We start from the raw sequence: 12,991 nt of genomic DNA on the forward strand, positions 1-12,991 counted from the left end.
TATCGACATTCATAGGGACTTCTGAAAATGCAGTGATGATCCAGATCTGGACTTCACTCATTGGCATATTACTGTTAAAATACTTGCAAAAAAAGGCCAAATATGACTGGAACCTGTCCAATCTGGTCGCATTCATCAGAATGAATATCTTCGTGAAAATAAACATCTGGCAATGGATAGATGATCCCTTTTTCAGGCCGCCTATAAAAGGAAAAAAGGGACAGCTAAAGATCTTCGCAGATTGAAAAATAGGGGTCAATATCGAAATGATGAAAAAAGCTATGCCTGTACCACAGAAATCCAATCCTAAAATTTATTTAGGACACATGTGATTAAATATGTATTATTTTACCGAAAAACGATACAGGGATTTCGTTTGATAAACTTGCCCGGGGTTTAGGACGGTTGTTGGAAAATTGAGCTGATTTGGGGCATCCGGAAAATGCTGCGGTTCGAGGCAAAAGGCGGTACGAAAGGAGTCTTTTTTCCCGTTCTTCAATTGCACTTGTTCATTCATAAAATTACCGCTATAAAATTGTATTCCAGGTTCTGCAGTCAGAATATCCATAACAATACCCGATTTATCTCCAATCACATGGGCTGCTTTGTACCAATCGCCATCTTTCTCCTTGCTTAAGACAAAGTTGTGATCATAGCCCTTTCCAAAGCTCAGTTGCTGATCATTGGCATTAATATCTTTTCCTATTGGTTTCAAGGTTGTAAAATCAAAAGCTGTTCCCTTTACCGGTGCTAATTGCCCTGTTGGTATTAGTGTACTATCCACTGGTGTGTATTCATTCGCAAACAATTGAAGCTGATGATCCAGAATTGTACCGCTTCCCTCACCATTTAAATTAAAGTAAGCATGGTTGGTCAAATTGATCACCGTCTTTTTATCGGAAGTAGCACGATAGGCAATCATCAATTCATTATTATCGTTAAGCGTATAAGTCACTTCCATCTGGATGTTTCCTGGAAAACCCTCGTGTCCATCAGGTAAGGTGTAAGCAAAAGTAAGAGACGATTTATCTGACGATTTTAATGTCCAATTGGCAAAATGCACACCTTTAAAACCTCCATGCAGTGTATTAGGACCGTTATTTACCGCCAATGTATAGGTTTTATCATCCAACTTAAATTTTCCCTTAGCAATCCGATTACCAAAAGGCCCTACAATAGTACCAAAAAATGGTTCTTTGGGATTATTATAATCAGCCGCTTTAGAAAAACCCAAAACAACATCGCATAACTCCCCCTTATTGTCAGGCACCCATAATCCCACTAAACGTGCACCAAAATTGGTAAAATAAGCTTGTACGCCATTTTTATTGCTCAGTTCATATAGATAAGCCTGTTTTTGATCAATAGTTCCGCTGAACTGTGCGTTATCCATGTAGGCCGATAAAGAATCTGCTTTTGAAGTTTTGGAACCAGTCGATTGCTGACAAGACACACAAAATGCCAGCATTGCAGAAAGACCAAGCAAGGTCAATTTTCCTCTCATTCGTAATATTTTAAATGGTTTATAATCTTTGTTTAGATAGAACATACGTCCTTTTCTAGATTTTTTATAATTTTAACGCTTACAATATATAAGCTAAAGTCTTAATTTTTTCAGAAATTTTAAGATTAAATTGTTTCATTTTAGCACTATTTTGTATCAATAACCAAATGATCATGATCAACCTAAAGCCTTTACGTCTTCTATTTTTTCTGTTGCTCCCCGCGTTGCTCCATGCACAGCCTTATTATTTCAATCATTATCAAATCAATGAAGGATTGTCTAACAATGCTGTCATTTGTAGTATGCAAGATAGTCAGGGCTTTCTTTGGTTCGGTACAAAAGATGGGTTAAATCGTTTTGATGGTAATAATTTCAAACATTTTGATGCATCAAAATCTGGAAAAAATAGTCTGGGGGGCAATAATATCATTTCATTGAAAGAAGATTTTCGAAAGAGAATTTGGATTGGTACAGATCAGGGAATCTATTGTTACAACCCCGTCGATGAACAATTTAGACTGCTGAGTAAACAATTTGAAAATGCGGACGTCCCTGTTATTATTACCGATCAACGCAAAAGGATCTGGTTTATATCAAATGGAATGCTCTATTGCCATGATTTAGTTAGTCATGCAATTCAACAATTTACAAAATCAGATCTCTACATTACGTCCATCAGCTGCACAAAAAATGGAGCGGTATTTTTTGGAACTCCTGAAGGCAAAATCTTCCAAATAGGTCCTTCCGGAAAACCCGTACTCATGCTTGACTTTCAAGCAAAATATGGTGCTAAGGATTGGTTTAGTATTGAGAAAATAATGGAAAACCGCGACGGAGACTTATTGATTGGTACTTCAAAAACTGGTGTTTATTGCTATCGCTTTCAAGATAAATCCCTTAAGTCTATCCTTGGACCAGATCAACTGCATCAATTTCTCTATGTCAGAGATATTATACAGCCAAATGATCATGAATATTGGTTTGCAACAGAATCTGGCCTCTTCATTTATCAAATTGCTAGCCGACGTTACATCAACATTCAGAAAGAACAAGAAAACCCTTGGGGTATATCTGACAATGCCATTTATAACATCCTACAGGATAAGGATGAGGGTATTTGGCTGGGAACCTATTTTGGTGGGATCAACTATTATCATAAGAACAATAGTATCATCGAAAAATTCCTCCCACAAGATCGCCCCGGGGGCCTAAAAGGCTCTGTTGTACGCATTATCAAAAAAGATATCGATCAGAATATATGGATAGGCACCGAAAATGGAGGACTATCTAAACTGGACCCTAAGTCGGGTAATATCCAAAACTTTTCCGATAAGCAGGGGAATCTGGCAAACAATAATATCCATGGCGTTCTTCCTATTGGTGATAAACTACTGATCGGCACCTTCGTCAATGGCCTGGACATATTTTCGCCAAAGCTTCAAAAAGTCATTTATCACATCGATCGCAATAACAATGCAACCCCTTCTGATCTACAAAGCAATTTTCTATTTTATCTCTATAAAACTCGAAAAGGAGACATTATAGCTGCATCAACTCGTGGCTTATACCGGTTTAACTTTGAAAAAAAGTCTTTTCACCTCATTGATAATGTCCCCGAATACATGTTTTACACGACTATTTTGGAAGATAAAGAGGGAAATATCTGGGTAGGTACATGGCGCGATGGGCTATTTTGCTATAATCCGACCACACGTTATTTCAAACATTATACACATCATCAGAATGACCCCAATTCTTTGCCTAACAATAGGGTCAATAGTCTATTTGAGGATTCAAAAAATCAAATTTGGATCGCCACTGAAGGTGGAATGGCTAAGAAGAAATTAAATCAGGACAGTTTTGAAAACATTGGCCTGGAAGAAGGAATGCCCAGTAACGTAACGCTCGCATTTTTAGAAGACAAACAACAGAATCTCTGGGTAAGTACCTCTAAAGGGCTGGTACGCTATCATCTGCCCAATGGCAGAAAACGGATCTTCAACTTGGAGTCAGGCCTACCGACGATTCAGTTCAATTACAATTCATCTTTTGATGACGACAATGGGAACTTCTATTTCGGTACCATCAATGGCCTTATACGTTTCAATCCGGAAAAACTAAACCAAATTAACTATAAGAATCAAATACCGATTTATATCACTAATTTTTACATCAACAATAGAGCGATCAATCAATATACCGATGCAAGTATTTTATCCAAATCAATCTTATTCACAAAAAATATCAAACTAAAACACGACGAATCATCCTTCAGTCTTGATTTTGCGGCATTACACTACCAAGCCCCCCATTCTATTCACTATAGTTATAAAATGGATGGTCTTGACGACAATTGGATAGACATTACAAGCAATCAACGCGCTTATTTCACCAAGTTAGCTCCCGGTAATTACGTTTTTACCGTAAAAGCGGAGGATCCAAATGGTAACACAATACCCACCTTTGCTAGTCTTAAAATCACGATTCTTCCTCCTATTTGGGCAAGTATACCAGCTTTTGTTTGCTACGCACTAATCCTTATGGGGCTCATTGTATTTGTGATTCATCATTTCAATGAAAAGATCAAGCAACGCAATCGACAACACCTTCTAACCGTACAAAATCTACGTGAGCAAGAACTCTACCGTTCAAAAATCAATTTTTACACCGATGTTGCCCATGAAATACGCACACCGTTGACATTGATCAAAGCCCCCTTAGAGAAGCTTATGGATAAGGTAGATCACAATCCTGTAACAGACAAGCTATTATTGACCATGCAGAACAATACGGAGAAGTTGATTGCGCTTAGTAACCAATTACTGGATTTTAGACAGGTTGAAACGGAAGGATTCAAATTACACTTTGAGTCAGAAAACATAAGCCAAACGGTTCAGGAAATCATCAACAATTTTACGGTCACACTCCAGGCACAGGGAAAGCAGATTGTGTCACACATTATGCCGGATATTATAGGTCAGGTCGATATCGACGCATTCGACAAGATTTGTTACAACTTATTGAATAATGCCCTTAAATATTCTTCATCCTATATTGAAGTGAATTTGAATATGGATAAACAGAAAAATATCTTTATATTGACCGTGAAAAACGACGGAGCTTTAATTCCTTCAGAAGAAAGGGAAAGAATTTTTGAACCATTCAATCGTTTAAAGCAAAATAAGAATGTTCCCGGAAGTGGTCTAGGCTTGGCATTGACAAGATCCCTAACCTTAAAACACCAAGGTACCTTGTTATATAGTACAAACGACCTCCAATTGAACGTATTTAGCTTGACGTTACCTTTGAATCACAATACAAACCCATAATTATGAATGCCAAATCCAATTTATTATTAGTAGATGATCATACCGAACTGCTTGAATTTATTGCGGATGATCTCAATGAAGATTATCAGATAACAACGAGTTCTAATGGAAGAGAAGCCCTAGATTTATTAGCCTCTGAATATTTCGATCTGATCGTAAGTGATGTAATGATGCCAGAAATGGATGGTTTTGAGCTCTGTCAAAAAATTAAGGAAGATATCGCTTATGCACATATTCCAGTTATACTTTTGACAGCAAAAAATAGTATTGAATCAAAAATTCAGGGTTTAGAATTTGGTGCCGACGCTTACATTGAAAAACCTTTTTCGCCCGCTTTTTTAAGAGCACAAATAGCCAGTTTATTAAAGAATAGAGTTAAGGTCAAGGAGTTTTTTATTAAAAATCCGATGTCACAAATCCAACAGATCGGGCAAAATCAAAGTGAACAAGAGTTCTTGCTGAAGATTGAAGAAATCATTATGCAACATCTCGATGATCCCCAGTTTAATGTCGATAGAATGGCCGATATTCTCTGCATGAGCAGACCTACACTCTATCGCAAAATCAATGTGGTATCCAGCCTATCACCCAATGAACTGATTAATTTAACTCGGCTCAGAAAAGCAGCAGAACTGCTTATTCAAAAACAATATAAAGTTTACGAAATTTCTAATTTATTGGGCTACAGTTCCGCTACTCATTTCTCACGTAATTTCCAAAAGCAGTTTGGCCAAAGTCCTACCGAATTTCAGGACGCTCAAACTGCTTTATCTAAATCTTAACCCAGCAAATAATCATATCTGAATAAAAATAGGTGTCCGTCCAAGCGTGCACCTATTTTGTTGATTCAACTTGGGCAAGTGTTGCATACTGTGCTGCATAAGTGAACATAAACATTCCTTCCAAATCATTCTTACTTTTATCATTTGCCCAGCCTCCGAGCAAGTCATTCGGCAGAAATCCATCTTTCAAGAAGTGGGTATAGCCGTAATCCAAGTTATCCTGAAAAGATTTTGCATACAGTCCAGCCTTGCTATAATTGGGAAATATAGCGGTATATCCTCTTAACAACACGCCGTTAAACCAATTATTAAAACCATCTGTCGCATAGGTATAGTGCTCAGGAATCTGCTGCCCTAACTTTCCAAAATAAGTAAAAGTCGCATCGGCCAGTTTCTTGCCATCTTCTAAATATCTTTTTGCTTTCGTAACACGATATAAGTCGGCGGCTCCAGAAATCATCGTTCCACTGTTATAGGAAAATGCCGTGCCGACCGCTTTTCTGAGCTCGGTATTTTTTCGATATTGTACACCGTTGACCGTTTCATAAGCTATCGAACAATCTGGAAAACAATCACCCATCATATCCGCATAAACACCTTTTTCATTAAGAAGATATGCCTTTTGCCAGTCATAAATCCTTTTAGCATAACGGAGATAAAAATCGCTCTTCTTCTCTTTTTTAGAAATACGAGTTAGTTTATCTTTCGGATCAATGGAATGCGCAACGATTTGATCTCCTTTCTTTTTATAGATTTCATACAATGCAACAAGCGGACTAATAATCGGTGCATTACTACAGGCATGCTTAGTTACATATCCTGGGCCCCATGGGATTCCACCATGCTCTTTCCCTTTCTCATCCAAAGTACAGTCCCAACCATCAAGAACATAAGCAGTAAGGTATTCAGCTTCTTGCAAATAGCGTTCTTGCCCAGTCAAATGATAAGCTTCCAATAATTCCCGTACTAGCCACATCTGATCATCATAGACATTCAGTACTCCCGTTACATTTGCTTTTCCTTTTTCTCGGACGCGATCGACAGCATACACCGTCCATTCTTTATGTTGTGTAAAAGATGTTAGCGTAAATGTCCCTAAATAATAAGCTGCATTTGCATGAAGCTTAGCCAATAAATCCACATAGCGGGAATAATACTTTCCGTAAAGCTCGGTATTACCTGCCTTTTGTTGCTTTTTCAAGCCGCTCAACACAGCATTTACAGCTTCTATGGAAGCAGAGTACATCCATACACTCGCTTTTTCTTCGGATCGAACCTGCGTAAATGGATTATAAAAACGATGCATTTTGAAATCTTCACCAGAAAAATAGACTTCCATTGACCGATCAATCAATTGGATCGCCCGTAAAAGATTCTGTTGGTTTTTATGTTGATCATGTACTGATCTTTGGCTGTGCAATTCTTGCGCACAAACCTGTTTTACACAGAGCGGTGATACTGACAGAGAAATTAGAGAGAGTGCCCAAAAAGGCCGGATGGAAAAGAATTTGATCATGACGTGGTTTTAAATTGATTAAGTAGTCTTTCATGCGCATTGGTAGAGCGTGATAACCGAGGTTGAAGATAAGCATTTTTCAGACAAAAAAAATCGCATTTTTTGAAATGCGATTAAAAAATATTTGCCCTTTAGCTTAGTTAACCAAGAACTTTCTCGGTCAACTAAGCTGCCACTGGCTGACGATGACGATTCACAAATTGCTTTTTCAATAGATACAATTTGTAATGGTCGTACAAACCAATGATTAAAAGAACAAAACAAACCACGTAAAATGTCTTATTCGATAAATAGGTGAATGAAATACCGCTCACAAGCCCTCCCATGACATAGGCTCCCACGATACTCAGCAGTAAATGGAATTTGTCGACCAATGTCTTATTGCTTCGGTTCGACTCCTTAGTGAACATCGAAATCAATATTGCTAAATCTGTCGTTAGCCCTGTCAAGTGTGTCGTTTTCACAACAGAATTCGATATGCTCGCTGTTAAACCATTTTGCAATCCCATTGCAAACAGCAATGCACCGACAAGTATCTCTGTTTCTTTCAAAGAATCTTCATAAAATACATCAAGATATATCCCGACAAATAATATACTCAGTATTTCCAATGCCAAAGGAATGGAATGTGTCAGATAGGAGCTAAAACGTCCTTTACCATGAATGATGATAAGATTCGAAAGCATACTCCCGACTAGAAAAAGTAAAATCCAAAATAGCACTACTGCACCTTGATACCAATTTCCTTTCGCAATCTCTTGCGCAAAAACCGCATAATAACCTGTTACATTGGATGTAAACGAGAAAAAGACAATGACAGATGCGACATTGACCATTCCCGCAGAGAATGCAGTTATTCCCCCTAATTTGATATTATCTTGAATCGTTCTATGATTGCTATATTTTCTCAGCATATTTTTCCTTTCCTCCTTTTTTCAGCACAATTCGTGCGATTCCTTTCGTCTGCATATCCAAGTTAAGATGCAGTATCAATTGGTTTTTATTCAATTTTTGTATGACAAAGCTCTCTATAAGCTCATCATTTTTCCGAAGCTCAAGGATATGGCCTCGTCCCTTCAAAAACCAATTGTATTGTTTGTCCTCATGATGGGCAATAAAATTTTTGTCACCCATTTTTTCAAAATGCCATAATCCATCCTGCAAGGGTGGAAGGTGAGCGATTGCAGCATCTTTTATTCCCTCATGGATAACCGCCTGTTTTTTGAACGTTGGAGACTTCTCCACTTTCTCAAAGTACCAACCTTGCTCTTCCCACTCTCCTTCTAAAAGCCGCTCGGGGTTTTCATAAAACATAACCATTGAACTAGCTCCTAAAAGCAAAAAGGACAACAAGACGAAGTTGAACCTTGCTAATATTTTTCTCTTAATAGTTAACATCCCATTTCTTGTTAAAAAATAAATCCGCCAAGACATTTCCTCCTGTTCTGTTTGTCCCAGGTCTTGCGACAATCGAGACATTCTTCTGTTTACTTTTACTCAAGTGAAGCAAAGCCTGTCCGACGTCGAAAAAATGCCGTGTTCTTCTTTCAAATTCATAATCTGTGGGAACTTTGACTTCATCAATCCGAGCTCCGCGCAAATAATGTTGTAAATAATTGAGATTGTCAGAGCCGATGATATCTGTATAGATATTTAGCTTACGATTTTCATAACGATGACTGATCATCTGGCAGGCCTTCAAAAAGTCCTCCGATTGAAGATTACTGAGTTGGTCATCCAATGTGATTCCCAATAGTTCGCTGATCGATGTACTGCTCTTATTACCATAGACAAGAATGATATCAAGTTCTTCGGCTTTCGATTGCTCTATACTATGAATCACAAAAAAAAGTGAATCAATCGTAAAATCACTTGGAATCAATACACGCATTGCCTTTGCCATATCCAATTATTTTTATACAAAATTAATAGGTCATCATGGCAACCGAATGAATCTGGAATTAACTTTCTATTAGAATTTTAAGACCGATATTAAAATGAGATTAAAAAAAAGATGCAGATTAAAATGGGATTAAAATTTAGTTCCGGCTTTGTAATATAATTCCGCTAGTGCCTTTCTGTAGTCCGTAACCAGCTTCTCTTGCTTGATCCGCATTTCGATCAGCTTGTTTTCCCTACTATTAACAACAAACAAGGTTGATTCACCCAGTTCAAACTTATTTAATTCCCCCCTAAGAAGCAGTTCCTGATTACTTATATTGATCGATTGAAGTTCAATCTGTTTACTGTAAGCATTTAAATCATTATATTTTTTAACGACTTCATTGTAAATATTTCTCTCGGTCACAGCTTGTTCAAATCGTAGCTGATCTTGCTTAATCCGGACCTCTTTGAGCTTCCCACGTTCGGCGCGAATAAAAAGTGGAAATGCAAATTCAAAACCTACTTTATAATTCTGCCAATTAAAATCATACTGCGGCGGTACAAAGTCATTAAAACCGTGACGGCTAGAAATGAGCGTGCCTGACACATTGAATTTAGGTTTAAGCATTTCTTTTCGATAACGTTCCTCAAATAGAAGTTGTTGATTTTTACTCGCCAACTTTATCATTTCGGGATGAGCAATTTTTGCCGAATCAAGTAGCGCCTCGATCACACTATTATCTGGCAAAATAACAGGATCTTCGAGCTTATGCGGTATGGCATGATCGGGAAGTTCTACTGGAAATTGTTGATCATTCCACAGATGATTGGACAATACAATTTTCGCGTTTTTAAGTTCAACTTCATACTTTGAAAGTTCTATCCGCCGTTCTTTTACAACGACCGAAGCTTCGATGGAATCAATTACAGGTTTATCTCCCAGCGTCGTCTGCTCACTGATTGCTTTAAACCGTTGATCAGCCAATTTTACACCCTCCAATAAAAGCTGATACTGCTGATAGGCAAAATACCAATTCCAATAATCTGAAAGTGCCTGAAACCAAATGGCATTTATTTGTTTTATCTTTTCGCCTTCGAGGTAGCTGATCATAGCCTTTGCCTGCTGCAGCGTATTTCTTCTGCTATCGACGATTAAACCTTGCCCCAATGGAATACTTAAACCGATTGCGGAAAGCCCTGCATTATTTGTTCGGGATTGCGGGTTTGTATAATCACCAACATTTCGATCATAAGCAATTTTCAGATCTGCGCCAGCTAACCAAAGAGGAATTTTTAGCTCACTATTCCACTGATTATAATAATCCGTATTGCCAAAATGCTTATTTTTAAAACTGGAATTTAACGTCGGATCAAACTTCCCTAAAGCCTGTGTTACCTGGGCTTTTGCAGTTTCACTCAGCAGATTCACTTGTTTAACGATTGGATGATTGGCCATTAAAAGCTCTTCCATGTCATCCACGGTAAAAGTATTCCTTGCTCCATACTCCTTTTCCTGAGCCGAAAGATGAGGAGAGAAAAAAAAGCACAACACGATAAAAATAAAATTCAATTTATTCATATAACAATTACTTTTTCTCACTTTCTTTTGGTTCTCTTTCCAAACTCGGCGGAAAGCCATTCAACTGTCGCCATATCTCATACCATAATGGGACTTTATTTAAAATAACCCTTCCATAAGCACCTGAGCCCTGATTTAACTGAACAGGCCAGGGTTCATCTCCTTCCGGAACAGGAACTGTTGCACGTATCAAAATCCTAAATCGGCCATTCGTACTACTCACTTTATCGATGACTGAAACTTTTCCAGCAAAGGTACCGACCGCGACAGACGGCCATCCGGAAAATTGGATCGATGGCCAGCCATCAAATTGTAGCCTTACATCACTTTCCGGCTCAATCAGTGGGACATCCATTGCGTTTACATAAAGTTCTACGGCAAGCTGTGGTTTTTTAGGCTGTAATGTCGCAACGGACTCACCCTCCTTCATATTTTCACCAATTCCTGCCTTAAAGGTTTTTACAATAAAACCATCTTGTGGAGCCCTCACGACATATAACCCCCGTCGTACATCAATATTGGATATCTCATTTCTCAGTTTGGCGATATCCCCTTGTACTGAGGCTTTGGAGGAAAAAGCCGAACTTAAATCGGACTGCGCTTTCGCCAATGATTCATTATACTTTGCGCGGATGTTGTTTAATTCGATACTGGCATTTGTTAATGATTGTCTTGAATTCGACAACTTGTTATCTGCACTTACTACTTTAGCTCGATCATTTTGCAGATTTAAACGCCTTGTTTCGATATCTGTTAACGAAAATAAGCCGTCACGATAGCCCTCTTCGTACCGTTTGAGCCGCTTTTCACTGGTCTCAAAAAAACTCATGACAGCGACCAATTCTGCACTATCTATTTTTACCAGATTTTGAGCTTGGATCACCTTATTTTTAGCTGACGCAAGCTGAAAATCAAGCCCATTTTTCAATGCTTCAATCTGTGCTTCAGTGGCTTTCATTTTTTGATTAGCAGCATTTTCTCCGCTTTGTTTGGCATTCAATTGCTCTTCTAACCGCAATGGTAACATGGGATCAAAATAAGATTGAGAAGTCTCCGAAAGCACTAAAATCGTATCACCTTTCTTCACTTCCTGCCCCTCAGTAACGGCCCAATATTCAATGCGGCCACCAATCTGATTTTGGATAGTCTGTGGTCTATCTTGTGGACGTAAAGCAGTAACCGTTCCTACTCCAGGAATTGTCTGCCTCCATGGGAGAAAAAGTGCTAGTACAAAAACAATCCCAGAAAACACAAGAATTCGCCCCAAGACTAGGGATCCCCGCTCTTTCAATAACTTATCAACCGCATCATGGGAAAGATCTCTCCATGAGAGCGTTTTCTGACTCGAACGATCCTTATTAATCAACATAAACCGCAGCGTCCTCCTCCAACGCAAGATCCGTTACAGCCGCCAATTTGACAACTCCAGTAAGCATATCAAAAATAGTATTCAAATTTGTCATCAGTTTTTCAATGGCATAACCAATTTGAACGATGACAACTTCAGCAGCAACAAATTGACCAAAAGTCATTTGCCGCTCAACAACAAAATAAGATCCAAGCAAGAGCATCGCTCCAAACAACAGGGTGCGAAGTAGGACAGAACCAATAAAAAAACGCTTTAAAACCTTAAAATGATCGTTCCTCGCCCCTAAATACTTACTGACAATATAATCTGTTGTTTTTGTCACTTCGTTCATTTTCGTCTCATCAGCACGATAATGGTCAATTTGTCCGGCAACAGCTTCCAAATAGGCTACCGTCTCATATTTGTATTCAGACTCTTCAATACTTGTTTTCAACCCTCTTTTATAGTATAAAACAAGTATCGTAATAACAGAAAAAATGACAATAAGGCCAAAGGCCAGAAATGCAGGATGATAAAATGATAATAAGACCACGCTAAAGAAAATTGTCACCACTGCAGCGATGATATCGATCAAAAGTTTGATAATTCCCTTTTGGATAATGATAACATCAAAAAATCGGTTGACCAACTCCACAAGATTTTTTCCAAGTAACTCTTTAGGTTTAATTCTCGGCAGGCGATAAGAAAATTCAACCGCCGATTTTAGAAAGATTTTCTGCTCTAAATACTCGACTAAGGTCAATTGTCCGATCAATAATACCCCGCCCACAATCACGCCAAATAACACAAAAGCAATTAAGATATAGGTAGAGCTATACATCGCTCCATTGCTTAAAAAATTAAAGATAGCTGTTATCCCTATTGGAATAGTCAAACTAAAAATACCGATGACGATGGCATAAATAAATATATAATTGATCGTTTTCCGTTCAGTATGTAATAAGCTAGCCAACCGTTGCAAAGGTGATGGTCCGCCTTGTATATGCCCCATAAAAAATAGATAGAAGATAAGTTATAAATGATGAATT

The 12,991-nt window shown here is 38.2% G+C and carries 10 protein-coding genes and 1 pseudogene; 3 read left to right on the forward strand and 8 right to left on the reverse strand.

Annotation, left to right across the window (positions count from 1 at the left end; translation table 11 throughout):
- Nucleotides 1-245: pseudogene (locus IQ31_RS09725) on the forward strand (hypothetical protein); the annotation flags it as partial.
- Nucleotides 246-343: 98 nt separating this feature from the next.
- On the opposite strand, the gene IQ31_RS09730 reads toward IQ31_RS09725, so the two are convergent.
- A complete protein-coding gene (locus tag IQ31_RS09730; protein ID WP_115050907.1) occupies nucleotides 344-1,504 on the reverse strand; it encodes an aldose epimerase family protein in 1,161 nt (386 codons plus the stop codon).
- A gap of 173 nt (nucleotides 1,505-1,677) precedes the next feature.
- On the opposite strand from IQ31_RS09730, the gene IQ31_RS09735 reads away from it, so the two are divergent.
- On the forward strand, nucleotides 1,678-4,833 hold the full coding sequence (locus IQ31_RS09735; RefSeq protein ID WP_158638847.1) for a sensor histidine kinase: 3,156 nt from the start codon (nucleotides 1,678-1,680) through the stop codon (nucleotides 4,831-4,833).
- 2 nt (nucleotides 4,834-4,835) lie between these two features.
- Entirely contained in the window at nucleotides 4,836-5,615 is a 780-nt protein-coding gene (locus tag IQ31_RS09740; RefSeq protein ID WP_075993465.1) for a response regulator transcription factor, read from the forward strand.
- 52 nt (nucleotides 5,616-5,667) lie between these two features.
- On the opposite strand, the gene IQ31_RS09745 is transcribed toward IQ31_RS09740, so the two are convergent.
- The 7 genes from IQ31_RS09745 to IQ31_RS09775 all read right to left on the reverse strand — a co-directional run bounded on the left by IQ31_RS09745 (nucleotide 5,668) and on the right by IQ31_RS09775 (nucleotide 12,954).
- Nucleotides 5,668-7,131, reverse strand: coding sequence for a glycoside hydrolase family 76 protein (locus IQ31_RS09745; protein WP_088162272.1), 1,464 nt, complete (start codon nucleotides 7,129-7,131; stop codon nucleotides 5,668-5,670).
- A gap of 164 nt (nucleotides 7,132-7,295) precedes the next feature.
- A complete protein-coding gene (locus IQ31_RS09750) occupies nucleotides 7,296-8,045 on the reverse strand; it encodes a YoaK family protein (RefSeq protein ID WP_088162273.1) in 750 nt (249 codons plus the stop codon).
- The gene (locus IQ31_RS09755; protein ID WP_075993468.1) at nucleotides 8,029-8,529 is read right to left on the reverse strand and encodes a hypothetical protein; all 501 of its coding nucleotides are present in this window, start codon (nucleotides 8,527-8,529) and stop codon (nucleotides 8,029-8,031) included. The genes IQ31_RS09750 and IQ31_RS09755 overlap by 17 nt, the downstream gene beginning before the upstream one ends.
- Nucleotides 8,516-9,034 (reverse strand): hypothetical protein, encoded by a 519-nt coding sequence (locus IQ31_RS09760; RefSeq protein WP_145327865.1) that lies wholly within the window; start codon nucleotides 9,032-9,034, stop codon nucleotides 8,516-8,518. Before IQ31_RS09760 ends, IQ31_RS09755 begins: the two co-directional genes overlap by 14 nt.
- A gap of 129 nt (nucleotides 9,035-9,163) precedes the next feature.
- A complete protein-coding gene (locus IQ31_RS09765; protein WP_088162275.1) occupies nucleotides 9,164-10,594 on the reverse strand; it encodes a TolC family protein in 1,431 nt (476 codons plus the stop codon).
- A 7-nt stretch (nucleotides 10,595-10,601) separates the two neighbouring features.
- Nucleotides 10,602-11,963 carry an HlyD family secretion protein gene (locus tag IQ31_RS09770; protein ID WP_075993471.1) on the reverse strand — a complete coding sequence of 454 codons (1,362 nt, stop codon included), beginning with the start codon at nucleotides 11,961-11,963 and terminating at the stop codon, nucleotides 10,602-10,604.
- Complete coding sequence (locus IQ31_RS09775) at nucleotides 11,953-12,954, reverse strand: ABC transporter transmembrane domain-containing protein (RefSeq protein ID WP_075993472.1); 1,002 nt, start codon at nucleotides 12,952-12,954, stop codon at nucleotides 11,953-11,955. Before IQ31_RS09775 ends, IQ31_RS09770 begins: the two co-directional genes overlap by 11 nt.
- Between the last annotated feature and the right edge of the window lie 37 nt (nucleotides 12,955-12,991).

Source organism: Sphingobacterium siyangense (assembly GCF_007830445.1).
Lineage (GTDB): Bacteria > Bacteroidota > Bacteroidia > Sphingobacteriales > Sphingobacteriaceae > Sphingobacterium > Sphingobacterium siyangense.

What these genes read in the sequence shown, in the direction of transcription:
- IQ31_RS09730 (WP_115050907.1), bottom strand. Translation starts at nt 1,504, where the DNA reads ATGAGAGGAAAATTGACCTTGCTTGGTCTTTCTGCAATGCTGGCATTT.
- IQ31_RS09735 (WP_158638847.1), top strand. Translation starts at nt 1,678, where the DNA reads ATGATCAACCTAAAGCCTTTACGTCTTCTATTTTTTCTGTTGCTCCCC.
- IQ31_RS09740 (WP_075993465.1), top strand. Translation starts at nt 4,836, where the DNA reads ATGAATGCCAAATCCAATTTATTATTAGTAGATGATCATACCGAACTG.
- IQ31_RS09745 (WP_088162272.1), bottom strand. Translation starts at nt 7,131, where the DNA reads ATGATCAAATTCTTTTCCATCCGGCCTTTTTGGGCACTCTCTCTAATT.
- IQ31_RS09750 (WP_088162273.1), bottom strand. Translation starts at nt 8,045, where the DNA reads ATGCTGAGAAAATATAGCAATCATAGAACGATTCAAGATAATATCAAA.
- IQ31_RS09755 (WP_075993468.1), bottom strand. Translation starts at nt 8,529, where the DNA reads ATGTTAACTATTAAGAGAAAAATATTAGCAAGGTTCAACTTCGTCTTG.
- IQ31_RS09760 (WP_145327865.1), bottom strand. Translation starts at nt 9,034, where the DNA reads ATGGCAAAGGCAATGCGTGTATTGATTCCAAGTGATTTTACGATTGAT.
- IQ31_RS09765 (WP_088162275.1), bottom strand. Translation starts at nt 10,594, where the DNA reads ATGAATAAATTGAATTTTATTTTTATCGTGTTGTGCTTTTTTTTCTCT.
- IQ31_RS09770 (WP_075993471.1), bottom strand. Translation starts at nt 11,963, where the DNA reads ATGTTGATTAATAAGGATCGTTCGAGTCAGAAAACGCTCTCATGGAGA.
- IQ31_RS09775 (WP_075993472.1), bottom strand. Translation starts at nt 12,954, where the DNA reads ATGGGGCATATACAAGGCGGACCATCACCTTTGCAACGGTTGGCTAGC.